Genomic DNA, 25,904 nt, shown 5'->3' on the forward strand with positions numbered 1-25,904 from the left:
GACACCGCGGGAGCGCGTTCCTGGGAGCCACCTGGGCGTCCCGGCACCCCGGCCCTCCCTCGGCCCGCCTAGACTCGGCCCGTGCCCGACTCCCCCGCCGTCGTCGTCCGCGGCCTCGTCAAGCGGTACGACGGCCGCGCCGTGGTCGACGGGCTCGACCTCGTCGCCGAGCGCGGCGCCGTGACCGCCGTCCTCGGCCCCAACGGCGCCGGCAAGACCACGAGCGTCGAGTGCTGCGAGGGCCTGCGCACCCCCGACGCGGGCGAGGTCCGCGTGCTCGGCCTCGACCCCGTCGCCCAGGCGCGCGCGCTGCGCCCGCGCGTGGGCGTCATGCTGCAGGACGGCGGTCTGCCGACCGGCGTCCGCGCGCTCGAGATGCTGCGCCACGTCGCAGCGATGTACGCCGACCCGCGCGACGTCGACGAGCTCGCCGAGCGCCTCGGCCTCGAGAGCTTCGCCCGCACCACGGTGCGCCGGCTCTCGGGCGGCCAGCGCCAGCGCCTCGCACTCGCCGCCGCGGTGGTCGGGCGCCCCGAGGTCGTGTTCCTCGACGAGCCGAGCGCGGGCATGGACCCGCAGTCGCGGCACGCCGTGTGGGACCTGGTGCGCGAGCTGCGCGGGCAGGGCGTCGGGATCGTGCTGACCACGCACCTGATGGACGAGGCCGAGGACCTCGCCGACCACGTGTACGTCGTCGACCACGGGCAGGTGATCGCCTCGGGCGCGACCGCCGAGCTCCTCGCCGCGGGCGAGACCGCGGTCCGGGTGCGCACGCGGCCGGGGCTCGACGTCGCCGCGCTCGCGACGGTGCTCGCGGGCGCAGCGGCCAGGGGCACGACGACCACGAGCACGGGGGCCGCGACGACCTCCCGGGCGGACGGCGCGTCGCCCGCACCGTTCGTCGTGACCGAGGACGAGCCGGGGGCCTACACCGTGCGGGGCGACGTCAGCCCGGTCACCGTGGCCGCGACCACCCGGTGGCTCGCCGACCAGGGCGCGCTGCTCACCCAGCTGACGGTGGGCCGCCGCACCCTCGAAGACGTGTTCCTCGACCTGACGGGACGGCACCTGCGATGAGCACCACGACCGACGACCGCCCGGTGCAGGACCGCGCCGCGCCCGTCTGGCGCCGCGTCGCCGCGCAGACCGCGTTCGAGACGCGGATGATCCTGCGCAACGGCGAGCAGCTGCTGATCACGATCATCCTGCCCGTGATGATCCTCGTCGGGCTCACGCAGACCGACGTGATCGACCTCGACACGCAGGGCGCGTCGCGCGTCGACTTCCTGACACCCGGCGTGCTCGCGCTCGCCGTGATGTCGACCGCGTTCACGTCGCAGGCCATCGCGACCGCGTTCGACCGGCGCAACGGCGTGCTGCGCCTGCTCGCGACCACGCCGCTCGGCCGCGGCGGGCTGCTCGCGGGCAAGGTGCTGGGCGTCCTGCTGGTCGAGCTCGTGCAGGTCGTCGTGATCTCGGCGGTCGCGCTCCTGCTCGGCTGGGAGCCCGAGCTCTCGGGCTTCCTGCCCGCGCTGCTCGCCGTGCTGCTGGGCACCGCGGCGTTCACGTCGCTCGCGCTGCTGCTCGCGGGCACCCTGCGGGCCGAGGGCGTGCTCGCGGTCGCGAACCTCGTGCTCGTGCTCCTCGCGGTCGGCGGTGGCGTGCTCGTGCCGCCCGAGCAGATGCCGGGGATCATGCAGCACGTCGCCGTCGTGCTGCCGTCCGGGGCGCTCGGCGAGGCGATGCGCGGCGCGTTCCTCGACGGGTCGGTGCCCGCGTTCTCCGTGGTGGTCCTGCTCGGCTGGACCGCGGCGCTCGGCTGGGGCGCGGGCAAGCTGTTCCGCTGGCAGTAGCCGCGCCGACCGCGGGCACCGGCGCGCGTCAGGGCGCGAGCGAGGGCGGCGTGCGTACGCCGAACACCTGCCGCAGGGCACGCGTGGCGGCGTACCAGCCGCCCAGGCCGTGCACCCCCGGGCCCGGGGGCGTCGACGCCGAGCACAGGTACACCGCGGGCGCCGGCCCGGCCGCACCGCCGAGCGGGCCCGCCTCGACGGGCACCCGGTACGGGTCCCACCGCAGGGTCGGCCGGGCGAACATCTGCCGGATGCTCACCGCACCCGCCGCGATGTCCCCGCCCACGTAGTTCTCGTTGTGGTGGTCCATGTGCGCCGCGGGCACGCAGCGCGAGCCCACGACGACGTCGCGGAACCCCGGCGCGTAGCGCTCGACGTGCGCGGTCACGGCCTCGGTCACGTCGACGTCCGACCCGCGCGGCACGTGCGCGTACGTCCACAGCGGTCGCAGACCGCCCGCGGCGCGCGACGGGTCGACGACGGTCGGGTCGCTCGCCAGGACCATGGGCCGCGCCGCGTGCCGGCCCTGCGCGACGTCGGCCTCCGCGGCCGCCATCTCGGGCCGCGTCCCCCCCACGTGCACGGTGCCCGCGCGCGCGACCTCGGGCACCGCCCACGGCACGGGGCCCGACAGCACGAAGTCGACCTTGGCCGCCGCGTCGCCGTACCGGAACGCGTCGAGCGCCCGGGCGGCCGAGGCCGGGACCTGCGCACCCAGCACGTCCAGGAGCGTGCGCGGCGTGGTGTCGAACAGGTAGGCGCGCGCCGGCGGCAGGTCGGCGACGCCCGTCACGCGACGGTCCGTGCGGACGGTTCCCCCGTGCGCCTCGAGGTCCGCCCGCAGCGCGGCCACGATCGCGCCCGACCCGCCGCGCGGCACGGGCCACCCGCCGGGCGCGTGCGCGAGCGACGCGAGCAGCAGCGCGGTGCCCGCCGCCGCGAGCGAGGGCATGGGCGTGATCGCGTGCGCCGCGACGCCCGTGAGCAGCGCCGGGGCGACGTCGCCCGAGAACCGGCGGTCCCACGCGCGCGTGCCCTGCTCGAGCACGGCCGCGCCGAACCGGGCCGCCGTGAGCGCCCCGCCCGGCAGCAGGCCCGCCGGGACGCTGCGCTTGTCGAACAGTGCAGCCCGCGCGACGTGCGGCCAGTGCTGCGAGAGCCGGCCCACGAGCGCGCGCCAGGGCGCGCCGTCCGCCCCCAGGTGCTCGACCGTGCGGTCGAGGTCGTGGAACGCGAGGCCCGCCCGGGCGCCGGGCAGGGGCTGCGCGTACGAGACCTCGGGCACGAGCAGCTCGACGCCGCGCGCCGCGAGGTCGAACGCGCGGAAGAACGGCGACGCCCAGGCCATGGGGTGCACGGCGGAGCAGACGTCGTGCACGACCCCGTCCGCGAGCCCGAGCGCGAGCGTGCGCGCTCCCCCGCCCGCGGTCGGCTGGGCCTCGAGCACCACGACGCCGAGGCCCGCCCGTGCGAGCGTGACCGCGGCGGCGAGCCCGTTGGGGCCCGAGCCGACCACGACGACGTCTGTCGCGCCGTCCCCGCCCGACGGACTGCCCGAGCTGTTCACGGCCATCCTGCCCCCGCCCCGGCGACGCGCGCCGTGAATCGTCTGCTTCACCCGTTCTCCGTGGCATGACACGTTCGCACGTCCTGCCCCGCTGCTCCGGTATCCTCCCACGGCAGCGGCCCGGCGACGGCGTCGCACGAGCATCCCGGGGGCAGGAGAACGACATGGACGACACGGCGACGGTGCCGGAGGCTCCGCGCCCCGACCGGCGTGCCCGCGTGCGCGCGCGGGTCGTGACGTACGGGCTCGTCGGGGTCCTCGTGGTCGGCGCGCTGGCGAAGGTCGAGGTCTGGCCCCTGACGTCGTTCCACCTGTTCAGCGCGGTGCGGACCGGGACGTCGGTCGGGCTCGAGCTCGTCGCCGTCGCGGACGACGGGTCGCGCGCCCCCGTCGTCCTCGACCCGGCGCACCCCGTCCTCGTGACGACCGCCCACGAGTTCGGGGACCTGCCCGGCGCGACGCCCGCGGACCAGCGGCGCATGGTCGCCGCGTGGCTCGACGCCGCGCACGTCGACCCGGCGGACGTCTCCGCGGTACGGCTCGAGCGCGTGCACCGGCTCGCCGACCCCGACGGCGTCTGGCACGAGGACGCGCGCGAGCTCGTGACCGAGGTCCGGCCGTGAGCGCGATCGTGCGCGGCGTCGACCGCGCGCTCCTGGCGGCGGGCGAGGCGTCGCGGCTGGTCGAGGTCCGCACGCTCGTCGCGCTCGTGATCGGTCTGCGCCTCGCGACGCGCGACTGGACCCTGGTCGCCGACCGGCCCGCGGTGCTCACGAGCAACCTCACGGTCATGAGCTGGCTGCCGGCGCCCCTGCCCGCGAGCGTCCTGGTCGCGCTCCAGGTCGCCGGGCTCGCCGCGGTCGCGCTCGTCGTCGCGGGCCGGGCCCCGCGCGCCGGGTTCGTCGTCGCGTGGTCCGCGTACCTCGTGCTCACGGCCCTGTGGGGCAGCTCGGGCAAGGTCATGCACAACGACGTGCTGACCGTGCTGGTCGGGCTCGTGCTCGTCCTCGGGCCCGTCCCGCCGCGCCGTGGGACAGGGCGCGTGCCCGACGACGCGCGCTGGGGCTGGCCCCCGCGCGCAGCCCTCGCGGTGATCGCCGTCGTCTACCTGTTCTGCGGGGTCCAGAAGCTCCGGGTCAGCGGGATCTCGTGGGTCACGAGCGACAACATGCGCTGGGTCATGCTGCAGGGGACGTCGCCGTTCGGCGACGGGTTCACGCACGCCGTCGCGAACCTCCCGCTGCTGCCGTCCCTGCTCGCCGCCGGGGCGCTGCTGCTCGAGCTCAGCGCGCCCGTCTGGCTCGCGGTGCGGGTCGCGCGCATCCCGTTCGCGGTCTCCGTCGCCGTCATGCACACGAGCATCTGGGCGTTCCTCGGCCTCGACTACAGCGCGTGGGTGCTCACCGTCGCCGCCGTCGCGGTCCCGCTCGGCCTGCCGCGCGGCCTGCGACTGCTCGACGTCCGCGCCCGCCACGTGCCGACGATCCTGGGAATCTCACACCCCGCGCGGCGCACGGGCACCCCCGCGCCGACTACCGTGGGCGTGTGAGCGAGCCGACCCAGACCACGCCGCCCTCCGCCGCGGCACCGCCGTCCGCCCTCGGCCGGGGGCTCGCCGCCGCCCGGCGGTGGACCCACCCCGTGCTCGTCGCGAACCTGGTCGCGCAGATCGGGATCATCGTCACGGGCGGCGCCGTGCGCCTGACCGGCTCGGGGCTGGGCTGCTCGACCTGGCCCGAGTGCGAGCCCGGGCAGTTCACCGCCAAGTTCCACGCCGAGACGTCGTACCACCAGTACGTCGAGTTCGGGAACCGGACGCTCACCGGCGTGCTCGGCGTCATCGCGATCGCGGTCGCGATCCTCGTGTGGTCCGACCGGACGCGCACGCGCTCGTACCGCCTGCTCGGGTTCGCCCCGCTGCTCGGCGTCGTCGCGCAGGCCGTGCTCGGCGGGATCGTGGTGCGCATGCACCTGCACCCCGCGCTCGTCTCGGTGCACTTCCTGATCTCGGGAGCGCTCGTCGCGCTCTCGCTCTACCTGCTGCACCGGTCGGGCGAGGGCGACGGCCCGCCCGTGCCCACCGTCGGTCCACGCCTGCACGCGCTCGGCACGACGCTCGTGGTGCTCATGGTCCCGGTCGTCGTGCTCGGCGTGATCGTCACGGGCGCCGGGCCGCACAGCGGCGACGACGAGATCGCGTACCGCATCGCGGTCGACCCGGCGCTCGTGACCCGGTTCCACGCGGCGTCGGTGTGGCTCTTCGTCGCGGTCCTCGTCGCCACGGTCGTCGTCGCGCTGCGGACCGCCGCGCCGGACGCCGTCCGACGGTCGCTGTGGATCCTGCTCGCGATCACGCTCGCGCAGGGCGTCGTCGGGTACGTGCAGTACTTCACGGGCCTGCCCTGGGTGCTCGTCGGGATCCACATGCTCGGCGCGGCGCTGCTCGTCGCGGGGGCCGTGCGCGTGCCGCTGACGATGCGCACGCGGGCAACGACCTCCGCCGACCCTCGCGCCACGGACGACGTGACAGCGGGCGTGACAGCCGGGTGACACCGGCCTGACAGCGGCCTCCTCGAGGCTGGGGACCAGCACCACCGGAACCCAGACCTCAGGAGGCACCATGTCGAGCACCGACCGGGCCGTGGAGGCCCACGGCCTCGTCAAGACCTTCGGCTCCCACCGCGCCGTCGACGGCGTCGACCTCTCCGTCCGCACGGGGAGCGTCTACGGCGTCCTCGGCCCCAACGGGGCCGGCAAGACCACCACCATCCGCATGCTCGCGACGCTCCTGCGTCCCGACGCGGGCAGCGCCACGATCTTCGGCCACGACGTGGGCCGCGAGCCGTTCGTCGTCCGCCAGCTCATCGGCGTGACCGGCCAGTACGCGTCGGTCGACGAGACGCTCAGCGCGACCGAGAACCTCCAGCTCTTCTGCCGGCTCAACGGGCTGCACGGCGCCGCGGCGCGACGCCGCTCGAACGACCTGCTCGAGGAGTTCGACCTGACCGAGGCGGCCACCCGGCCGCTCAAGAACTTCTCGGGCGGCATGCGTCGTCGCCTCGACCTCGCGGCGAGCCTCATCGCCCAGCCGCCGCTGCTGTTCCTCGACGAGCCCACGACCGGGCTCGACCCGCGCACGCGCGCCCAGATGTGGGCCACGATCCGCCGGCTCGTCGCGACCGGGTCGACCGTGCTGCTGACCACGCAGTACCTCGAGGAGGCCGACCAGCTCGCCGACCGCATCGCGGTCATCGACCACGGTCGCGTCGTGGCCGAGGGCACGGGCGACGAGCTCAAGGCCTCGGTCGGGGCGCAGTCGCTCCAGCTCACGCTCGTGGACGCGGACGACGTCACCGCGGCGAGCCGGACCGTCGAGCAGGTCCTGGGCACGAGCCCCGTCGCGTCGCCCGAGGCCCGCCGGCTCACCGTCCCGGTCGACGACGCGACGCGCGTGACCGACGTCCTGACCGCGCTGCGCGCCGCCGCGATCGACCTCGCGGGGCTGAGCCTCGACAAGCCGACGCTCGACGAGGTGTTCCTCGCCCTGACCGGCTCCCCCACCGACACCGACGTCACCGGCACCGACGACGCCGGTGACGTCCCCGCCGGTGACGTCCCCGCCGCGGGGTCCCGCACGGAGACTCGCATCGAGACCCGCACCAAGACGCACCCTGAGACCCGCTCCGACACGATGGAGGTCAGCGCATGAGCACCCGGACCCTCGACCCGACCCGCCCGACCATCGTCCCCGGCGCGCAGCGCACGCTGCGCAACCGCGTCACGCCCGGCCAGACGGTGCGCGACTCGCTCGCGATGGCACGCCGCGGCCTGATCAAGGTGCGGCGCACCCCCGAGCAGCTGTTCGACGTCACGCTGCAGCCCATCATCTTCACCGTGATGTTCACGTTCCTGTTCGGCGGCGCCGTCGCCGGCGACGTCGCGAGCTACCTGCCGATCGTGATCCCCGGGATCCTCGTGCAGACCGTCATCACCACGTCGGTCGTCACGGGCGTGCAGCTGCGCGAGGACATGGACAAGGGCGTGTTCGACCGCTTCAAGTCGCTGCCCATCGCGCGCATCGCCCCGCTGGCCGGTGCGCTGCTGGCCGACGTGCTGCGCTACCTGATCGCCACGACGATCACGATCACCATGGGCCTCGTCATGGGCTGGCGCCCGGGCGGCGGATTCGTCGGCGTCGCCCTCGCCGGACTCCTCGTGGTCGTGTGCGCCTGGTCGATCAGCTGGATCTTCGCGTTCTTCGGCGTGATCGCCCGCTCGGCGTCCTCGGTCCAGGGGATCTCGTTCATGGTCCTGTTCCCGCTGACGTTCCTGTCGAACGCGTTCGTCTCGGTCGACACGCTCCCGAGCTGGCTCCAGGGGTTCGTGAACGTCAACCCCGTCTCCCACCTCGTGACCGCGGTGCGAGAGCTCGCCGGCAGCGGGACGCTGACGCACGAGGTGGGCATCGCCCTGCTCGGGTCCGCGGTGATCGTCGCGGTCTTCGCACCGCTCGCCGTGCGCGCCTACATGCGCAAGGCCTGACGGCTCAGGCCGCCGGCCCCCACGGGCCGGTCTCCAGCAGCTCCCGGACCCGGGCGACCGGGTCCGGGAGCTCGCGCGCCCTCCCCAGCCCCGCCCGCACCGCGTCGGCCGACGTCGCCGCGAGCGCCGCCGCACGGTGACGCTCGCGGCGCACCGCGAGCCAGTCCTCGCGCGACGTCAGCACCTCCGCGATCCCGAGCAGCTCGAGCCCGTCGTCGACGCGGCCGATCCCGGGCGACGACCACAGGTACGTGCCGAGCACGAGCGCCGCCGCCCCGAGCACCGGACGGTCGGTGAATCCGCGACCGGCGCGCAGCACCGCGCGCGTGCGGGCCCGCAGGTCGCGCGCCCAGGCCTCACGTTCGTGCGACGACGTGGCACCGGGCGCAGAGACACCGGGCGACAGGACACCGGGCGCAGAGACACCGGGCACCGTGGCACCGGACGCCGTGACACCGGACGCCGTGGCACCGGGCGCAGAGACACCGAGCGCCGCGACACCGGGCGCCGTGACACCGGGTGACAGGACGGCGATCGCGAGCCGCGACGCGCAGTGCAGGATCCGCGCCTGGAAGCCCCCGCGCTCACGCTGGGCACGCACCTCGTCGATCGCGCGCTGCGACAGCGCGAGCGCCGCCGCCGCGTCCCCGCGCGCGAACGCGACCTGGGCGAGCCCGACGAGACCCGCGGTCCGACGGTCCGCCGGGCTGTACATCGACTCGTCCGCGCTCCGGCCCGCCGCCTCGGTCGGCGCCCCGTCGGGCGTCGCGACCATCCGCTCGCACAGCGCCGCGGCCTCGTCGAGACGCCCGAGCGCCGTGAGCGCGCCCGCGTCGACCGCCTCGAGCTGGAGCAGGAACGGTGCGGCGTCGAACGCGGACAGCCCCGCGCGGGCCGTGGCCGACCAGTGCAACGCCTGCGCGGGCTCGTCGTGCTGCGCGTGCAGCTCGGCGAGCGACTGCGCCGCCGCCGCCGCGCCCCACGCGTCCGCGTGGTCGGTCGCGACCGTGCGGGCCCGGCGTGCGAGCTCGACCGCGTCGGCGATCCGGCCCTCGTTCTCCGCGAGCTGCGACGCGAGGAGGTCGGCGACCATCGCGAGGCTCCACCCGTCGCCCGACCGCAGCACGCCGACCGCGCCCGCGAAGTCCGTCGGCTCGCTGGTCGCGGCCTCGACGAACCGCGCGTAGACCCGGCCCGCGGGTGTCAGCACGGCCTCGGCGCGGTCCCGCCGCAGGAGCCCGCGCAGGCGGGCGTGCGCGCGCGCCGACCGCGAGGCGTCCATGACGGCCCCGAGCGGGGACCCGCCGACCATGAGCGCCCAGACCGACCACGCGGCGTCCGCGCCCGTGAGCGTCGTGCCCGCGAGCGCGTCGGTGACGTCGAGCGCGACCTCGGCCATCTCGCCGACCGCGCTGCGCATGAGCCAGTACCGCGCGAGCAGCGCGTAGACGCGCACGGCGGCGTCGGGACGCTCGTCGGCGATCGCCCAGCGCAGCGCCTGCCCGAGGTTGTCACGCTCGACGTGCACGCGGCGCAGCGCCGCGAGCTGCCGGGGTCCCCAGAAGTCCGCGAGCAGCGACTCGGCCAGGTGTGCGGCCCAGGCCTCGGCGGCGTCGCGCACCGCCTGCTGCTCGCCCGCGTCGGCGAGCCGCAGCAGCCCGAACTCGCGCACGGTCTCGAGCATGCGGTAGCGCGTGCCGACCGCGGCCTCGCCGTCCTGGACGGTGAGCATCGACTGCGCGACGAGCCCGTCGAGCACCGCGAGCACCGCGAGTTCGTCAGCCTGCCCACCGTGGTCGTGCGCACCGAGGTCGTGCGCACCGAGGTCGAGAGCGCACGCCGTGTCGAGACCGAACGCGTCGGGCAGCGCCGCGAGCCGTCGCAGCGCGGTCCGCTCGGCGTCGTCGAGGAGGTTCCAGCTCCAGTCGATCACGGCCTCGAGCGTGCGGTGGCGCGCGGGCGCGGCACGATCGACCGAGGTCAGCAGCGCGAACCGGGTCGCGAGCCGCCGTTCGACCTCCACGACCGACAGGGACCGCACGCGCGCGGCGGCGAGCTCGATCGCGAGCGGGAGCCCGTCGAGCCGGTCGCACAGCCGGCGCACGACGTCGCGCGGGAGCTCGACGTCGGGACGCGCCGCGCGGGCGCGCTGCTCGAACAGCTCGACCGCGGGGCCGGGCCCGGTCCCGTCGGTGCTGCGCAGCGGCGGCAGCGGGTGCACGACCTCGGCCCCGAGCCCGAGCGGCGCGCGGCTCGTGGTCAGCACGCTCGCGGGGGTCAGCGCCAGCACGTCGTCGACCCACCGTGCGACGCCGTCGACGACGTGCTCGCAGTTGTCGAGCACGACGAGCGTGCCGGGCACGTCGAGCGCCGCGAGCACACGCCCGTGCAGGTCGACGCGCGGGATCTGGTCGCCGATCCGGGTGGTCGCGGCGGTCTCGCGCACGCCGAGCGCGGCGGCCACGGCGTGCTCGACGTCGGCGTCGGCGCGCACGCTCGCGAGCTCGACGACGACGACGAGCGGTCGGTGCGCGCTCTCGCGGGCGGCGACCGCCTGCACGAGGCGCGTCTTGCCGAGCCCGCCCGGTCCGAGCACCGTGACGAGTCGGCCGCGACCGAGCTCGGTGGTGACGCCCGCGAGGTCCGTGTCGCGTCCGACGAGCGCGTTGGGGGCGGCGCGCACGCCCACGACGCGACCGCGCGTGCTCGCCGCGGGGGCAGGGACGTCGTCCGCCGCCAGGAGCCGGGCGTGCTCGGCCCGCGCTGCGGGGCCGGGGTCGGTGCCGAGCTCGTCGGCGAGCGCCTCGCGGAGCCGGGCGAACACGCGCAGCGCGTCTCCCGTGCGGCCCGCGGCGGCGTGCGCGCGCATCGCGTCGAGGGCGGCGTCTTCGTCGCTCGGCACCGCGGCGCTGAGCGCGTCCGCCTCGGCGACGGCCTCGGGCGCGCGGCCCAGCGCGACGAGCGCGCGGACCCGCGTCCGTCGGAGCGCGCCGTGCAGGTGTCCTGCGGCGCGCGCGAGCTCGGCGCCGAGCTCGCCGCCGAGGTCGCCCCCGGGCTCCCCGCGCCACAGGGCGAGCGCGGTCTCGGCGCTCACGAGCGCCGCACCCGGGTCGTCGAGGTCGAGGGCTCGGCCGGCGTCGGCCCGCCCCTGCCGCGCGAGCGCGAGGTCGGAGCCGCCCGCGAGCGCGTAGCCGCCCGCGACCGTCCGCACGCACGGCGCCACGCGGCGCACGCGCGCGACGACGTTCTGCAGCGCCGCTCGCGGGTCGTCGGGCCGTGCGTCCGGCCACAGGTCGTCGACGAGCGCGCCGACGCCGACCGTGCCGCCGTCCCGGAGCGCGAGCGCCACGAGCAGGGCCCGCGAGCGTTCGCCCGGCACCGGGACGAGGCCGGCGGGCGTACGGACCGCGACCGGCCCGAGGACCGCGACGGCAGGCGCCGGGCGGGCGCCGTCGTCGGTCACCCCGGCAGGTCTCCCGCGGCGTCGGCCATGACCTGGCTGCGCCGCTCGGGCCAGGGCGCGTCGGCCGGACGGAGCGTCGACCAGCCGAGCGACCGCGAGCGCACGGCCGCGAGGATCCCGACGACGGCCGAGGGGTTGTGGACGTGGCCCGCGAGCACGGCGTCCGCCGCCTCGTCGAGCGGGACCCAGCGCGCGGGCATGTCCTTCTCCTCGTCCTCGCGCTCGTGCCGCTCGTTCGCAGGCACCTCGCTCAGGTCGCGCGCGAGGAACACGCGCACGGCCTCGGACGACGCGCCCGGGGTCGTGAGGTAGTCGACCAGCACGTCCCAGCGGGCGGCACGCAGGTCGGCCTCCTCGAAGAGCTCACGCTCGGCCGCGGCGCGCGCGTCCTCACCGACGACGTCGAGCAGGCCCGCGGGCGGCTCCCACAGCTCGCGCCGCACCGGGTGCCGGTACTGGCGCTGCAGGAGCACGCGCTCGTCGTCGTCGAGCACGACGACCGCGACGGCGCCCGGGTGGTCGATCACGTCGCGGCGCACGGGTGAGCCCGGCTCGAGCTCGACCGCGTCCGAGACGAGGTCGAACACGTGCCCGCGGTGCAGGACGTCGCGCCCGCGCACCGGGCGCGGGGCGACGACGTCCTGGACCGCGGGACCGGTCACTGCTGCGCCTCGATGGCCGCCTGGACGAGCCCGGCGAACAGCGGGTGCGCGTGCGTCGGGCGCGACTTGAACTCGGGGTGCGCCTGCGTGCTCACGTAGTACGGGTGCACGTCACGCGGCAGCTCGACGAACTCGACGAGCGAGCCGTCGGGCGAGGTGCCCGAGATGACGAGGCCGGCCGCCTCGAGCTGCTCGCGGTACTGGTTGTTGACCTCGTAGCGGTGCCGGTGCCGCTCCGAGACGAGCGTCGACCCGTAGGCGGTCGCCGCGACGGACCCGGGGGTCAGCGCCGCGTCGTACGCGCCCAGCCGCATGGTGCCACCCAGGTCGCCCTGGCCCTCGACGAACGCGAGCTGCTCCTCCATGGTCGCGATCAGGGGGTGCTCGGTGTCGGGGTCGAACTCGGTCGACGACGCGTCCGCGATGCCGAGCACGTTGCGCGCGTACTCGATGACCATCGACTGCAGGCCGAGGCAGATGCCGAGCGTGGGGACCTGCTTCTCGCGGGCCCAGCGCAGGGCGCCGAGCTTGCCCTCGATGCCGCGCACCCCGAACCCTCCGGGCACCAGGACGGCGTCGACGCCGCCGAGCGCGTCCTCCGCGCCCTCCATGGTCTGGCAGTCGTCCGAGGTGACCCAGCGGATGACGACCTTGGCGTCGTTCGCGAAGCCGCCGGCCCGCAGCGCCTCGGTGACCGACAGGTAGGCGTCGGGCAGGTCGATGTACTTGCCGACGAGCGCGATCTCGACCCGGTGCTCGGGGCGGTGCACGCGCTCAAGCAGCTGCGACCAGCCGTCCCAGTCGACGTCGCGGAACGGCAGGTTGAGGCGGCGCACGACGTACGCGTCGAGGCCCTCGGAGTGCAGCACGCGCGGGATGTCGTAGATGCTCGGCGAGTCGACCGCGGCCGCGACGGCCTCGGTGTCGACGTCGCACATGAGCGCGATCTTGCGGCGCACCGACACCGGCAGCTCACGGTCGGCGCGCAGCACGAGCGCGTCGGGCTGGATGCCGATCGACCGCAGCGCGGCGACCGAGTGCTGCGTGGGCTTGGTCTTGAGCTCGCCCGACGGGCCGATGTAGGGCACGAGGGAGACGTGCAGGAAGAACACGTCGTCACGGCCGAGCTCGTGGCGCACCTGGCGCGCCGCCTCGAGGAAGGGCAGCGACTCGATGTCCCCGACGGTCCCGCCAACCTCGGTGATGATCACGTCGACGTCGTCGGACGCCTGCGCGCGCATGCGCCGCTTGATCTCGTCGGTGATGTGCGGGATGACCTGGACCGTGTCGCCGAGGTACTCGCCCCGTCGCTCCTTGGCGATGACCTGCGAGTAGATCTGGCCGGTCGTCACGTTGGCGGTGGCCTCGAGCGGGACGTCGAGGAACCGCTCGTAGTGGCCGATGTCGAGGTCGGTCTCGGCGCCGTCCTCGGTCACGAAGACCTCGCCGTGCTGGAACGGGTTCATCGTCCCGGGATCGACGTTGAGGTAGGGGTCGAGCTTCTGCATGGTCACGCGCAAGCCGCGCGAACGCAGCAGGCGACCGAGGCTCGAGGCCGTGAGTCCCTTCCCGAGCGAGGAGGCGACGCCGCCGGTGACGAAGATGTGTCGCGTCGTGTGATCGGCGCGGGCGCCGTGGGCGGGGGTTCTGAGAAGGTGATCTGCCACGGAACTCCATGCTAACAGTGACCCTGCGTCCCGTCCCGTGATCAGGGTCGGGCGCGCTGGTGATCCCTGTCGCACCCCGGGTCAGCGGGGCCCGTCGACCGACCCGTCCGCGGCGGGCGCGCCGGGGCGCAGGATCGACGCGAGCGCGCCGCGGTCGGCGAACGCCGAGGCGCCGAGCACGACGCCGGCGGCCACGAGTGCCGCACCGAGCCCGACGAGCACCGCGACCAGGAGCGAGGCGGACGACGGCAGCGCCCACGCGTCGAGCGCCCAGCCGAGGCCCGCGCCGAGCAGCGTCGCGACCACCAGCACGGGCACGGTGCGCCCGAGCCCGTCGAGCGAGCCGGGGCCCGCGTGCCGGCGTACGGCCAGCAGGAGCAGGACCCCCGCGACGCCCATGCCGACGGAGGTCGCGACGCCGAGCGAGACGAGCGTGCCGTAGCGCGGGTCGAGCTCGGCGGCCGCGGCGGGCAGCGCGAGGGCGAGGACCGCGACGACGGCCCAGCCGATGCTCGTGGCGACCACGGCCGCACGACCGTGGTCGATCGCGTACAGCGCGCGGGACAGGTGGAAGATCAGCGCGAAGCCGACGAGCCCCGGCGCCATCGTCGCCACCCCCAGGGCCATCCCGTCGACCGACCCGGCCGAGAAGTCGGCGAACGCCGCCTCGACCGCGACGCTCGCCGCGACGAGCGCCGCGACCCCCGCTGCCGTGACCGTGAGCAGGCCCCGGGTCGTGAGCGCGAGCAGGTGCGCGTACCCGGGCCGGTCCCCCGCCGCGGCCCGCTCCGACAGGCGCGGGAACGCGCTCGTGGCGAGCGGGATCGCGAGCACCGCGTAGGGCAGGAAGTACACGGTCTGCGTGTACACGAACACCGAGTAGGTGCCCGCGTCGCCGTACCCGTTGGCGGCCACGATGATCGCGACGACCGAGGCCTGCTGCGCGAGCAGCGCGCCGATGCCCGCGAACGCGAGCGCGCGCGCCCGGGCGCCCTCGCCCCCGGGGAACCGGAGCGTGAGCCGCAGGCGCACGCCCGTGCGCATCGCGGGCACGACGAGCGGCAGGCTCATCGCGGCGACGCCCGCGGTCGTGCCCCACGCGAGCCACGCGAGCGCCGCCTGCGGCACCTCGTCGGGGGGCACGTCCGTGCCGCCCGAGAGGCTCCCGTAGACCAGGTACGCGACGATGACCACGACCGACGAGAACATCGGCGCGGCGGCCGGCCAGAAGAACCGCCGGTGCGCCTGCAGCACGCCCGTCATCACGATCCCGACCCCGTAGAGCGGGATCTGCACCGCGAAGACGCGCAGGAAGTACGCGGCGAGCTCGGCCGACTCCCCCGTGCCCACGCCGGGGATCAGCGACGTGATGGGGCCGGCGAGCAGCGCGACGAGCACCCCGAGTGGCACGAGCACCGCGAGCGCCCAGGTCAGCAGCGCCGACGCGATCCCCGAGGCCTCGACGCGGGCGCGGCGGGCGACCGGTCCGGCCAGCAGCGGGACGACGGCCCCGGCGAGGGCCCCGCCCGCGGCGACCTCGAAGAGCACGTTGGGCAGCGAGTTCGCCGCGAGGTACGTGTCGCCGACGACGCCGGGGCCGACCTGCGACGCCTGCGTGACGGACCGCAGGAACCCGAGCAGCCTGCTCGCGAGGTTGACCGCGGTGATCATCGCGGCGGCCCCGGCGAGCGTGCCCGCCGCGGCACCCCAGCGGGCGGTGCGGCTCACCCCCGGGTCCCCGCGGGCCGCCTGCCCCAGGTGTCGAGGGCGCGCAGCACAGGCTGCCGGTCGATCACGACGCTGAAGCTCACGCGCTCGCTCGCGACCGTGAGGCCGACGACACCCGCGAGCAGCGCGAGCCGCACCGGGCGCGGCGCGGCGAGGACGGCCTGCGTGCCCAGCAGCGCGCCGAGGGCGTTCGCCCCGCCGTCGCCGAGCATGTCCTTCTCGCCCAGGTCGTCGCGCACCGCGGCCGCGCCGGCACCGAGCACGGCGCCCGAGATGCCGGTCTGGGTCGACCCGAGTCCGGGCAGCGCGGCCAGGCCCGTGGCCTTGAGCGCGCGCCCGGGACGCAGGTCGAGCAGGTTCACGAGGTTCGCCGACGCGGCGACGAGCGCCCCGTCGAGCACGACGTCGGCGACGCGCACGACGCCGGACGTGGCCGCGCGCTCCCGGCGCGGGGCCGCGACGGCCGCGGCGACGAGCGAGGTGGCACCGATGCCGAGCACCTTGAGGCCACCCGTGGTGAGCCGACCGTGGGCGAGAGCGCCCAGGTGGCCGCGCAGGCCCTTGGTGCGGGTCGAGGTGTCCTCCGCGAGGTCGTCGACGAGGCCGAACGCCCCGGCCCCGCCCGTCGCGATCGCGGTCGCGACGGCCGCACGGGCGTCGGGGGCGCCGGCCACGGCACCCGCGACGAGACCCGCGGCGACCGCGGGCCCCTCGAGGAGGCTGATCGGCTCGCCCCGGTGGTTCGTGCGGGTCCAGCGCTCGGCGCCGCCGGGTGCACGCACCGCGAACGCCGCGCGCACCGTGCTCGTGGTCGCCGCCGCGACGACCGCTCCCGCGAGGGTGCGGCCGGCCCCGCGCCGGGCCACGCTCAGCCCTCGCCCTCGGTCGGCGTGCCCTCCGGGACCTCGGCCCCGGCGTCCGGCTCGACGGCCGGCGGGATGACGGCGGTCGCCCCGTCGTCGAAGCCGTAGTGGCCGACCTCCCCGGCCCCGCCTGCGGCGAGCGCGAGCGGCACGTTGATCTGTCCCGCGGTCTCGCCGACGCCGCTCACGGTGCTGACGGTGGTCGCCGTCCGCTCGTCGTCGCGCACGCGCGAGACCAGGTCGCCCGAGGTCAGGGTCGGGCCGGCCACGACGACCGAGTCGGCGGCGGCCGCGGCGGCGACGGGCAGCTCGAGCTCGATGTCGATCGGGTAGTCGTCGGTCTCCGCGGGGGCGTCCGTCTCGGTCGGAGCCGCGTCCGCGTCCGCCTCGGGCTCGGGCGCCGGGGCGGGCGGTGCGACGAAGAGCACGACGTCGGCGGGCGCGGTCGGCTCGTCGACGACCGACACGAGGTCGCCGCGCACGAGCACGTCCTGGAGGGACGACGCGTCGGCGGAGCGCTGCGTCGGGTCGAGCTCGTCGGCGCCGGTGAGCGCGATCACGAGCGCCTGCGAGAGCGCCGTCGCCGACGAGTCGTCGGCGCCCGAGCCGAGCGTGTCCGCGATGCCGTCGGCGACGACCTTGCGGAACGACTCGTCGTCCTGCGAGACCCACGTCTCGGTCGTGTCGACGCGGGCGCTGACCGTCGCACCGGCCGCGTCGAGCTGCTTGGCGATCGGCGCGTAGCGCTCGTCGTCGAGGTCGCCGAGGCCCACGACCGCGACCGTGCGCCCCTCGAGCGATCCGTCGACGAGCGCCGGACCCGCGGCGACGACGTACGCGTTCGCGTCGTCGAGCTGGCCGTTCGCGGTGTCGAGCTCGTCGCGCAGCTGGTTGCGCTCGTCGCGCAGCTGCTCGACCTGACCGGTCAGCTGGTCGCCGATGGGTCCCTTGAGCGGGCCGGCGCCCAGAATGATGCCGACCGCGAGCGCGAGGAACACGGAGATGAGCGAGACGATGTGGTACCGGAAGTCGATCACGGAGCGGAGGGATCCTTCGTTCGGGGCGCGGCGGGCGTCGTCGTCGCGCGGGTGCGGGTCGGTCGGTGCGGTCGTCAGCCGGTGAACAGACCGCCGATCCAGGACCAGAGGTCGTCCAGGCGCGCGCCCATGACCCCGAAGAACGTCTGGCCCGCGGCGGTCGCCATGAGCGCCATGACCACCGCGAAGAGCCCCGCGAGCGAGAGCAGCACGAGCTGCAGGTTGGAGATCCGCTGCCGGTACAGCCGCGAGACGCCCTTGGCGTCGACGAGCTTGCCGCCGACCCGCAGGCGCGTGAGGAACGTCGAGGCCATGCCCGCGCGTCCCTTGTCGAGGAACTCCACGAGCGTCGCGTGCGTCCCGACGGCCACGATGACCTCGGCACCCGCGTCGTCGGCGAGCAGCATCGCGATGTCCTCGCTCGTGCCGGTCGCGGGGAACACGATGGGGTCGACGCCGAGGTCGCGCACGCGCTCGAGCCCGGGCGCGTTGCCGTCGCGGTAGGCGTGCACCACGATCTCCGCGCCGCTCGAGAGCGCGCGGTCCGAGACCGAGTCCATGTCGCCGACGATCATGTCGGGCTTCCAGCCCGCGTCGATGATCGCGTCGGCGCCGCCGTCCACGCCGATGAGCACAGGCTTGTAGTCGGCGATGTACGGGCGGAGCGTCGCGAGGTCCTCGCGGTAGTGGTAGCCGCGGACGACGATGAGCACGTGCCGTCCGTCCAGCGGCGTCGACACGTCGGGCACGCCGACGCCGTCGAGCAGCAGGTCCCGCTCGCGACGCAGGTAGTCGAGCGTGTTCTCCGCGAAGCGCTCGATCTCGTCCGAGAGCCCCTCGCGCGCGGTCTCGAGGTCCTGCGCGACGGTCTCCGGCGTCTGCACCGTGCCCTCGGCCACGAGCGTGTCACCGACGTACACGCGCGGGCCGTCGACGCGCACCGACTTGCCCTCGGCGATCGACATGACGGCGTCGCCCAGGTCGTCGACGAGCACGACGCCCGCCTCGACCAGGATCTCGGGGCCCAGGTTCGGGTAGCGTCCCGAGCTCGACCGGGCGGCGTTGAGCACGACCGCGGGCCCCGCGGACACGAGCGCGTCGGCCGCGACCCGGTCGATGTCGACGTGGTCGATCACGGCGACGTCGCCGGCGTTCAGCCGCTTGGTCAGCCCCTTGGTCCGACGGTCCACCTTGGCCGTGCCGTGGATGCCCGGCTCGGTGGGCGGCGTCGTGTTCCTCCGCAGTGTGAGTCTCATCGGTCCCTATCGTCCCACGTCAGCGCGCACCGACCGACACCTCGAGGAGCTCGAGCGCGTGCTGGCGGGCGACGGACGAGTCCGCCTGCCCTGAGAGCATCCGCGCGAGCTCGGCGACGCGATCGTCCCCTGTGACGGCGCTCACGCCCGTCACGGTCGTCGGGCCGCCGTCGTCCGAGCTCGCGGACGCCTTCGAGACCACGAGCTGGCTGTCGGCGAACGCCGCGACCTGCGCGAGGTGCGTCACGACCACGACCTGCGCGTGCCGCGCGAGCGCCGCCAGGCGACGTCCGACCTCGACGGCGGCGCGCCCGCCCACGCCCGCGTCGACCTCGTCGAAGATGAACGTCGACGACCCGCCCGCCGACTCGGACGACGCGAGCGCGACCTCGATCCCGAGCATCACGCGCGAGAGCTCACCGCCCGAGGCCCCCTTGCCCAGCGCACGGGCGGGCGCGCCCGGGTGCGGGACGAGCGACATCGTGACGGTGTCCGCGCCCCACGCGCCGGCCTCCTCGGCGGGATCGACGTCGACCACGAGGCGCGCGCCGGTCATCGCGAGGCCGTCGAGCTCGGCCGAGACCGCGGCACCCAGCCGCTCCGCGGCCGCCGTCCGCGCCTCGGTCAGCCGCGCCGCGAGGGTGTCGAGGGTCGCACCGAGCGCCTCCGCGCGTTGCGTCATCGCCCGCAGGTGCTCGCCGTCGTCGTCGAGCTCGAGCAGCCGCAGCCCGGCGTCGCGCGACCAGACCAGGACGGTCTCGACGTCCCCGCCGTGGGCGCGCGCCAGCGCCGTGAGCTCCGCGAGCCGGGCGTGGGCCTGCTCGAGCCGGGCCGGGTCGGCGTCGAGCTCGCCCTGGTAGGCGGCGACGTCGGACGCCACGTCCCCGAGCGCGATCTCGACCTCCGCGACGCGCTGCGCGAGCGCACCGAGCGCCGGGTCGGTGCCCGCGGCCTGCTCGAGCGCGCGCCGGGCGCGGTCGACCGCGACGAGCGCGGTCTCCTGCGGCTCGCCGCTGTCGTCCCCCACGAGCGCGCCGTGCGCGAGCGTGGCCGCACCGCGCAGCTCCTCGGCGTGCCCGAGCCGTGCCACGACGCCCTGCAGCTCGACGTCCTCGCCCGGCTGCGGGTCGACGCGCTCGACCTCCGCGAGGCCGAGGCGCAGGAGCTCGGCCTCGTGCGCGCGCTCCTGCGCGCGGGCCGTGAGCTCGTCGATCTCGCGCACGAGCTGCACGCGCTCGGCCCACGACGCGCGGTACTCCTCGAGCACGGCGGCGTGCGCCGGGCCCGCGAACTCGTCGAGCGCTGCGCGCTGGCGGCTCGGCGTGCGCAACCGCACCTGGTCGGACTGCCCGTGCACGGTCACGAGGTCGGCCGCGACGTCCGCCAGGACGGCCTGCGGCACCGAGCGCCCGCCGAGGTGCGCGCGCGAGCGGCCCTCGGCCGCGACCGAGCGCGCGACCACGACCGACCCGTCGTCGTCGAGCGCACCGCCCGCGTCGAGCACGCGCTCGAGCGCGGCCGACCCCTCGGGCAGGTGCATGCGGCCCTCCACGACCGCCGTCGACGAGCCCGGGCGCACCGACGCGGGGTCCGCCTTGCCGCCCATGAGCAGGCCGAGGCCCGTCAGGAGCATGGTCTTGCCCGCACCGGTCTCGCCGGTGATGACCGTCAGGCCCGGGTGCAGCGGCACGGTCGCCGACCGGATCACGCCCAGGTCGCGGATGCTGATCTCCTCGATCACGCCCGGCTCCCCTCCTCGTCGGTGGTGCTGCTCGTCGACCCGCCGGTCAGCGCCGAGCGCGCGGTGCCGCCGCGCCACCCCACCACGGGCAGCGAGAACTTCGACACGAGCCGGTCGGTGAACGGCGCCGCGCTCAGTCGCGCGAGCCGGATCGGGTCCGGGCACCGACGCACCTCGACGCGCGACCCCACGGGCAGGTCGATCTGCCGGCGCCCGTCGCACATGAGCACGCCCGGCGAGGACGACGTCGTGGCGACCTCGACCGCGAGCACGCTGCGCGGGCCCACGACGACAGGTCGTGCGAACAGCGCGTGCGCCGAGATCGGCACGAGCAGCATCGCGTCGACGTCGGGCCACACGACGGGCCCGCCCGCGGAGAACGCGTGCGCGGTCGAGCCGGTCGCGGTCGACATGACGACGCCGTCGCACCCGAACGACGACATCGGCCGGCCGTCGACCTCGACCGCGACCTCGATCATGCGCTCGCGCGACGCCTTCTCGACCGTCGCCTCGTTGAGCGCCCAGCCGCGCACCGGCTCCCCGCCCTCGGGCAGGTGCACGGTCACGTCGATCGTGCCGCGCTCCTCGACCGTGTAGTCGCACGCCGCGAGCCGCTGCACCGTGGTGCGCAGGTCGTCCCGGTCGCTCTCGGCGAGGAACCCGACGTGCCCCAGGTTCACGCCGAGCAGCGGGACGTCCGTCCCGTGCGTGAGCTCGGCCGCGCGCAGCAGCGTCCCGTCGCCGCCCATCACGAGCACGACCTCGGACTCCTCGACGCGCTCCTTGTCACGCACGACCTCGATCTCCTCGCCCTCGGGGCCGAAGCCCTCGGCGAGGTCGTCGTCGTGCAGCGAGACCGCGAAGCCCACGGCCTCGAGCTCGCGCGCGGCCTCCCGGGCCGCGGCGACCGCGGTCTCCCGGCCACCGTGCGTGACGATGAGTACCCGTCGTGTCACTGCTCCTCCGTCCGGTCGTCGTGCGTGGTCCTGCTGGTGCCGTGCGCGTCCCGGACGACGTCGTCGTCCCCCGCCGCGACCGTCACCGTCGCGTCCGTCACGTTCGCGTCCTCGACCGGCACGACGGGCGGGTCCGCCGGGCGTTCGCCGTCAGGGACGGCGACGGGTTGCCAGCGCACCGCGTCCGTGACGGCAGTGCGCACCGCGTCGGACGACGCACGGGCTCCTCCAGCCCTCAGCACGAGGAAGAACTCGCGGTTGCCGCTCGGCCCCGGCAGCGGGCTCGGCACGACCGCACGCACCTCGAGCCCGAGGTCCTGCGCGCACGCCGCGACGTCGGTGACGGCCACGACGTGCAGCGCCGGGTCGCGCACGACTCCCCCGCTGCCGAGCCGTTCCCGACCCACCTCGAACTGCGGCTTGACCATCACGAGGACGTGCGCGCCGTCCGCCACCGCGGGCGCGACGGCGGGCAGCACGAGCGTCAGGGAGATGAAGGAGAGGTCGGCGACGACGACCGTCGGCGGGGCTGCGAGCGTCGCCGGGTCGAGCTCGCGTGCGTTCACGCCCTCGTGGACGCCGACGCGCGGGTCGGCGCGCAGCGCCGGCACGAGCTGGTCGTGCCCCACGTCGACCGCGTCCACGTGGGCCGCGCCGCGGCGCAGCAGCACGTCGGTGAAGCCGCCCGTCGACGCACCCAGGTCGAGGCACCAGGCACCGTGCACGGGGACCTCGAGCGCGGGACGGCCCGCGAGCGCGTCGAGCACCGCGTCGAGCTTGAACCCCGCGCGCGAGGCGAACTGCTCGGCGGGGCCACCGACGACCTCGAGCCGTTGGGCGCCGTCCACCGTGACCGACGGCTTGCCCACCACCCGGCCGTCGACGGTCACCGCTCCCTGCGCGACGAGCGCCGCGGCGCGCCCGCGCGACCGGGCCAGGCCGCGGCGCACGAGCTCGACGTCGACCCGTGCCGCACCCATCAGCCGTCCGCGTCCGTGAGCGCCGACTCGAGGCGCGCGTGCACCGCCTCGAAGACCGCGACCTGCTCGTCCGCGGGCAGGTCGCGCACGCCGTCGATCCCGGCGCAGAGCGTCTCGACGTCGACGCCGTCGGCCCCCTCGGGCGCCCGGCGCGCGGCAAGACTCGCCGGCGTCGGCACCGGGCCGGCGGGCACGGCGCCGCTCGGGTCAGCACTCATCGGGGTCCTCCGTGGTTCGGTCGCGGACGTCGGGTCGCCGCAGGGATCCACGCTACCCGCTCGGGGCGTGCGTTCAGTCGCTTCCCACGGGGAGTTCCGGCACCGTGTCGGCGTCCACGGTCTCCCCGGCGTCGACCGCCGACCAGACGGCGGCGCACGCCGCCCGTGCGAGATCGAGCACGTCGGTGGCCCCGGGGTGGTCGGCGAGCTCGAGCCTCCCGTCGCTCACACGGGCGGTCTGACCGCGGCACTCCCACCATCCGTCCGGGCCCTGCACGGGCGCGGGGTGCGCGACGTGCAGCGCGCGCAGGTCCGCGCCGAGGAAGTGCGGCCGCTCGCCCGGCACCGCAAGCACGGCGTCCCGCGCCGAGCTGACACCCGTGAGCACGTGCAGCCCCGGGTACCCGCCCGAGCGTGCGCCCGCGAGGTCGGTGTCGAGCCGGTCACCGATCACGAGGGCCTCGGTCGCGCCCGCACGCTCGACCGCGAGGCGGTACATGGTGGGCGACGGCTTGCCCGCGCTGTCCGGGACCACGCCCGTCGCGGCCTGGACCGCGGCGACCAACGACCCGTTGCCGGGGGCGAACCCGCGCGCCTGCGGCAGCGACAGGTCGAGGTTGCTCGCGACGTGCCAGGCACCCCGCTCGACCGCGAACGCGGCCTCCGCCAGGTCGGTCCACCCGAGCTCGGGCGAGAAGCCCTGCGCGACGGCCTCGGGCTCGTCGTCCGCCGAGCTCACGACCTGGAAGCCCGCCGCGGTCACCGCGGTGCGGAGCCCCGCACCGCCCACCACGAGCACGCGGGCGCCCGGCGCGAGGCGCGTCGTCAGCAGCGCCGCGCACGCCTGCGCGGCGGTCATGACCTCGTCGGGCCCCGTCGGGATCCCGAGACCCGTGAGCTGGTCGGCGACCTGCTCAGGCTCCCGGGAGGCGTTGTTCGTCACGAAGACGAGACGCATCCCGGCGTCGCGCGCGTCGACCAGGCCCTGCGACGCGTGCTCGATCGGGTCCGGTCCGCGGTAGGCGACACCGTCCAGGTCGACGAGCGCGAGCCCGTACCGCTGCGCGAGGGGGACGTCGCAGGCGAGAAGCCCGGTGCCGCCCGGGGCGCTCACGCGCGATCCTCCGGCGACTCGGCCGCGACCGTCCCGTCCGCGGAGGTGCTCTGCGCCTCGTCGGGCCCGTTGTCCGCGTCGTCCGCGCCGCCGTCAGGCTCCACCACGTCGGACTCCAGCGTGTCGGACTCCACCGTGTTCTCCACGGGCTCGTCGTCGTCCTCCGACTCCTCGGACTCCTCGGACTCCTCCGTGAGGTCGAACACGACGACGTCGTCCGCGTCGTCCGGCTCCACGTAGCGCGGGTCGATGCCGGCGAGCACCGCTGCTGCCTCGTCCGGGCGCCCGAGAGCCTCGAGCACGCCGGCGCGGGCCTGCGCGACGCGCGCCGACAGCTCGCCCGTCACGCCGGTGATCGCGTCGAGCACCGCCAGTGCCGCCTCGTGCTCGCCGAGGTCGGACCGTGCGCCGCTGACGACGATCGAGAGCTCCGCGCGACCGTCCGCGTCGAGCGTGCTCGCCTCGTCCGAGACGCTGAGCGCGATCGCGCGCTCGGGTCGGCCGAGGCCACGCTCCGCGTCGGCCATGATCGGCAGGTGCTCCGACGAGCCGTTGAGCCGGCGGACCGTGCGCAGCTCGCGCAGGGCCTCCGCGTAACGTCCCGTCTGGTACGCCGCGAGACCCGCGGCCTCACGCACGACGTCGACACGACCAGCACGCCGCACCGCGGCCTGCGCGTGCTCGTAGGCGAGCTCCGGGTCCGTGTCGATGAGCCGCCCGGCCATGACGAGGTGGGCGCCCACCTGCTCCGCGTTCGCCTTGGAGAGCGTGCGCAGGCGACCGCGGACGTCACGGTCCAGGTCCTGCCACGTCACCGTCTCCGGGACGTCCGGCTCGACAGGACGGTCGTCGCGGCGCTCGAACCCCGGACCGCCCGGCACGCGTGCAGGGCGGTCGTCGCGGGAACGCTCGTCACGCGGGCGGTCGGCCCCGTACCGGGGCCGGTCGTCACGGCCGCCGGAGCGCGGTGCGCTGGAGCGGTTGTCGTCGCGACGCCCGCCATAGCTACGGGTGTCGTCGCGGCCGGAGCTTCCGTAACTGCGTGCGCCGTCGGGGCGCTGGCCGTCGCGTGCGGGCGGACGCCGGTCGCCGCGGTCGTCGCGCGAACGCTCGTCGCGCGGTCGGTCCGACCCGTACCGAGGCCGCTCGTCGCGCTGGCGGTCATCACGCGGGCGGTCGGACCCGTACCGCGTCCGGTCGTCACGCGGGCGGTCATCACGCGGGCGGTCGGACCCGTACCGCGGCCGGTCGTCGCGTCCGCCGGAGCGCGGTGCGCTGGAGCGGTTGTCGTCGCGACGTCCGCCGTAGCTGCGCGTGTCGTCGCGGCCGGAGCTTCCGTAGCTGCGTGCGCCGTCGGGGCGCTGGCCGTCGCGTGCGGGCGGACGCCGGTCGCCGCGGTCGTCACGGGAACGCTCGTCACGCGGGCGGTCGGACCCGTACCGCGCCCGGCCGTCACGCTGGCGGTCATCACGCGGGCGGTCGGACCCGTACCGGGGCCGGTCGTCACGGCCGCCGGAGCGCGGTGCGCTCGAGCGGTTGTCGTCGCGACGTCCGCCGTAGCTGCGCGTGTCGTCGCGGCCGGAGCTTCCGTAGCTGCGTGCGCCGTCGGGGCGCTGGCCGTCGCGTGCGGGCGGACGCCGGTCGCCGCGGTCGTCACGAGAACGGTCGTCGCGCGGTCGGTCGGACCCGTACCGGGGCCGGTCGTCACGCTGGCGGTCATCACGCGGACGGTCTGCTCCGTACCGGGGCCGGTCGTCACGGCTGCCCGAGCGCGGTGCGCTGGAGCGGTTGTCGTCACGACGCCCGCCATAGTTGCGAGACTCGCCGGCGCCAGAGCTGCGAGAGCCATCGCCGCGCTGACCGTCTCTGCGCTGCTGGTCCCCACGCCCGTCGGACGCCGGCGGTCGGCGGTCGGAGCGGCCAGCGGAGGAGGAACCGGACCGGGGCGCGCCTCGGCGCTCTCCGTACGTCCGAGGCTGCTCGTCGGGCCGATCGCCCTCGCTCCTGCCGTCGCGACCGCGACGTGAGCTCTCGTTCACCGTGGATTCCTCTCGTCAGTTGTCTCACCATCGTCCCACGAAGGCGTGGGAGGAAGCACCTCACCATCCGCCGCCGGGCGGAATCCGCGACAGGCGCGGTGGGTGGTGGTGTGTGGGGGTATGCCAAAGGCCCACCCCGTGTGGGGTGGGCCTTTGGTGAATGGTTGTCCGGCGGCGTCCTACTCTCCCACCCCGTCTCCAGGGCAGTACCATCGGCG

At 75.7% G+C, this 25,904-nt stretch carries 21 protein-coding genes; 7 read left to right on the forward strand and 14 right to left on the reverse strand.

Translation table 11 applies throughout. The annotated features are described in order from the left end of the window. Nucleotides 1-81 precede the first annotated feature (81 nt). Together CLV28_RS09555 and CLV28_RS09560 are read left to right on the forward strand one after the other, a co-directional pair. Nucleotides 82-1,077, forward strand: a complete 996-nt coding sequence (locus CLV28_RS09555) for an ABC transporter ATP-binding protein (RefSeq protein WP_100423023.1) — start codon at nt 82-84, stop codon at nt 1,075-1,077. Further along, on the forward strand, nt 1,074-1,853 hold the full coding sequence (locus CLV28_RS09560; protein ID WP_100423024.1) for an ABC transporter permease: 780 nt from the start codon (nt 1,074-1,076) through the stop codon (nt 1,851-1,853). The genes CLV28_RS09555 and CLV28_RS09560 overlap by 4 nt, the downstream gene beginning before the upstream one ends. A 28-nt stretch (nt 1,854-1,881) precedes the next feature. Here CLV28_RS09560 and CLV28_RS09565 read toward each other — a convergent pair whose 3' ends face one another. After that, nucleotides 1,882-3,420, reverse strand: a complete 1,539-nt coding sequence (locus CLV28_RS09565) for a phytoene desaturase family protein (protein WP_239073339.1) — start codon at nt 3,418-3,420, stop codon at nt 1,882-1,884. Nucleotides 3,421-3,584: 164 nt separating this feature from the next. Here CLV28_RS09565 and CLV28_RS09570 point away from each other — a divergent pair, with 164 nt between their 5' ends. The 5 genes from CLV28_RS09570 (at nt 3,585) to CLV28_RS09590 (ending at nt 7,962) form a co-directional block, all read left to right on the forward strand. Then, nucleotides 3,585-4,043 carry a hypothetical protein gene (locus tag CLV28_RS09570; RefSeq protein WP_100423026.1) on the forward strand — a complete coding sequence of 153 codons (459 nt, stop codon included), beginning with the start codon at nt 3,585-3,587 and terminating at the stop codon, nt 4,041-4,043. After that, nucleotides 4,040-4,969, forward strand: a complete 930-nt coding sequence (locus CLV28_RS09575; RefSeq protein ID WP_157802580.1) for a hypothetical protein — start codon at nt 4,040-4,042, stop codon at nt 4,967-4,969. The genes CLV28_RS09570 and CLV28_RS09575 overlap by 4 nt, the downstream gene beginning before the upstream one ends. Beyond that, nucleotides 4,966-5,970: a COX15/CtaA family protein gene (locus tag CLV28_RS09580; protein ID WP_100423027.1), complete on the forward strand. Its 1,005-nt coding sequence runs from the start codon at nt 4,966-4,968 to the stop codon at nt 5,968-5,970. The genes CLV28_RS09575 and CLV28_RS09580 overlap by 4 nt, the downstream gene beginning before the upstream one ends. Before the next feature lie 70 nt (nt 5,971-6,040). Continuing rightward, complete coding sequence (locus CLV28_RS09585) at nt 6,041-7,129, forward strand: ATP-binding cassette domain-containing protein (protein ID WP_100423028.1); 1,089 nt, start codon at nt 6,041-6,043, stop codon at nt 7,127-7,129. Then, the gene (locus CLV28_RS09590) at nt 7,126-7,962 is read left to right on the forward strand and encodes an ABC transporter permease (protein WP_100423029.1); all 837 of its coding nucleotides are present in this window, start codon (nt 7,126-7,128) and stop codon (nt 7,960-7,962) included. The genes CLV28_RS09585 and CLV28_RS09590 overlap by 4 nt, the downstream gene beginning before the upstream one ends. 4 nt (nt 7,963-7,966) lie before the next feature. Here the strand turns inward: CLV28_RS09590 and CLV28_RS15675 are convergent, their stop codons facing one another. The 13 genes from CLV28_RS15675 to CLV28_RS09655 all read right to left on the reverse strand — a co-directional run bounded on the left by CLV28_RS15675 (nt 7,967) and on the right by CLV28_RS09655 (nt 24,528). Next, nucleotides 7,967-11,425 (reverse strand): ATP-binding protein, encoded by a 3,459-nt coding sequence (locus CLV28_RS15675; protein ID WP_100423030.1) that lies wholly within the window; start codon nt 11,423-11,425, stop codon nt 7,967-7,969. Further along, nucleotides 11,422-12,087 carry an NUDIX domain-containing protein gene (locus tag CLV28_RS09600; RefSeq protein WP_100423031.1) on the reverse strand — a complete coding sequence of 222 codons (666 nt, stop codon included), beginning with the start codon at nt 12,085-12,087 and terminating at the stop codon, nt 11,422-11,424. Before CLV28_RS09600 ends, CLV28_RS15675 begins: the two co-directional genes overlap by 4 nt. Beyond that, a complete protein-coding gene (locus CLV28_RS09605; RefSeq protein ID WP_100423032.1) occupies nt 12,084-13,754 on the reverse strand; it encodes a CTP synthase in 1,671 nt (556 codons plus the stop codon). The genes CLV28_RS09600 and CLV28_RS09605 overlap by 4 nt, the downstream gene beginning before the upstream one ends. Before the next feature lie 81 nt (nt 13,755-13,835). After that, nucleotides 13,836-15,482, reverse strand: a complete 1,647-nt coding sequence (gene murJ / locus CLV28_RS09610) for a murein biosynthesis integral membrane protein MurJ (RefSeq protein ID WP_239073338.1) — start codon at nt 15,480-15,482, stop codon at nt 13,836-13,838. Beyond that, nucleotides 15,479-16,348: a hypothetical protein gene (locus CLV28_RS09615; protein ID WP_100423033.1), complete on the reverse strand. Its 870-nt coding sequence runs from the start codon at nt 16,346-16,348 to the stop codon at nt 15,479-15,481. Before CLV28_RS09615 ends, murJ begins: the two co-directional genes overlap by 4 nt. 2 nt (nt 16,349-16,350) lie before the next feature. Next, on the reverse strand, nt 16,351-17,382 hold the full coding sequence (locus CLV28_RS09620) for a copper transporter (protein WP_100423034.1): 1,032 nt from the start codon (nt 17,380-17,382) through the stop codon (nt 16,351-16,353). 74 nt (nt 17,383-17,456) lie between these two features. Then, nucleotides 17,457-18,638: a putative cytokinetic ring protein SteA gene (gene steA / locus CLV28_RS09625; protein ID WP_100423035.1), complete on the reverse strand. Its 1,182-nt coding sequence runs from the start codon at nt 18,636-18,638 to the stop codon at nt 17,457-17,459. A gap of 19 nt (nt 18,639-18,657) precedes the next feature. Continuing rightward, nucleotides 18,658-20,379, reverse strand: coding sequence for a DNA repair protein RecN (gene recN / locus CLV28_RS09630; RefSeq protein ID WP_100423142.1), 1,722 nt, complete (start codon nt 20,377-20,379; stop codon nt 18,658-18,660). Further along, complete coding sequence (locus CLV28_RS09635; protein ID WP_100423036.1) at nt 20,376-21,335, reverse strand: NAD kinase; 960 nt, start codon at nt 21,333-21,335, stop codon at nt 20,376-20,378. Before CLV28_RS09635 ends, recN begins: the two co-directional genes overlap by 4 nt. Next, entirely contained in the window at nt 21,332-22,315 is a 984-nt protein-coding gene (locus CLV28_RS09640) for a TlyA family RNA methyltransferase (RefSeq protein ID WP_100423037.1), read from the reverse strand. The genes CLV28_RS09635 and CLV28_RS09640 overlap by 4 nt, the downstream gene beginning before the upstream one ends. Further along, a complete protein-coding gene (locus CLV28_RS09645; protein WP_157802581.1) occupies nt 22,315-22,533 on the reverse strand; it encodes a hypothetical protein in 219 nt (72 codons plus the stop codon). Before CLV28_RS09645 ends, CLV28_RS09640 begins: the two co-directional genes overlap by 1 nt. A 73-nt stretch (nt 22,534-22,606) precedes the next feature. Continuing rightward, a complete protein-coding gene (locus tag CLV28_RS09650; RefSeq protein WP_100423039.1) occupies nt 22,607-23,647 on the reverse strand; it encodes an HAD-IIA family hydrolase in 1,041 nt (346 codons plus the stop codon). Continuing rightward, nucleotides 23,644-24,528, reverse strand: a complete 885-nt coding sequence (locus CLV28_RS09655; RefSeq protein ID WP_100423040.1) for a tetratricopeptide repeat protein — start codon at nt 24,526-24,528, stop codon at nt 23,644-23,646. Before CLV28_RS09655 ends, CLV28_RS09650 begins: the two co-directional genes overlap by 4 nt. Nucleotides 24,529-25,904: the final 1,376 nt, after the last annotated feature.

Source organism: Sediminihabitans luteus, assembly GCF_002797595.1.
Lineage (GTDB): Bacteria > Actinomycetota > Actinomycetes > Actinomycetales > Cellulomonadaceae > Paraoerskovia > Paraoerskovia lutea.

Coding starts and splice junctions, on each gene's coding strand:
- CLV28_RS09585 (WP_100423028.1), top strand. CDS start 6,041: ATGTCGAGCACCGACCGGGCCGTGGAGGCCCACGGCCTCGTCAAGACC.
- CLV28_RS09560 (WP_100423024.1), top strand. CDS start 1,074: ATGAGCACCACGACCGACGACCGCCCGGTGCAGGACCGCGCCGCGCCC.
- CLV28_RS09640 (WP_100423037.1), bottom strand. CDS start 22,315: ATGGGTGCGGCACGGGTCGACGTCGAGCTCGTGCGCCGCGGCCTGGCC.
- CLV28_RS09570 (WP_100423026.1), top strand. CDS start 3,585: ATGGACGACACGGCGACGGTGCCGGAGGCTCCGCGCCCCGACCGGCGT.
- steA (WP_100423035.1), bottom strand. CDS start 18,638: ATGAGACTCACACTGCGGAGGAACACGACGCCGCCCACCGAGCCGGGC.
- CLV28_RS09590 (WP_100423029.1), top strand. CDS start 7,126: ATGAGCACCCGGACCCTCGACCCGACCCGCCCGACCATCGTCCCCGGC.
- CLV28_RS09645 (WP_157802581.1), bottom strand. CDS start 22,533: ATGAGTGCTGACCCGAGCGGCGCCGTGCCCGCCGGCCCGGTGCCGACG.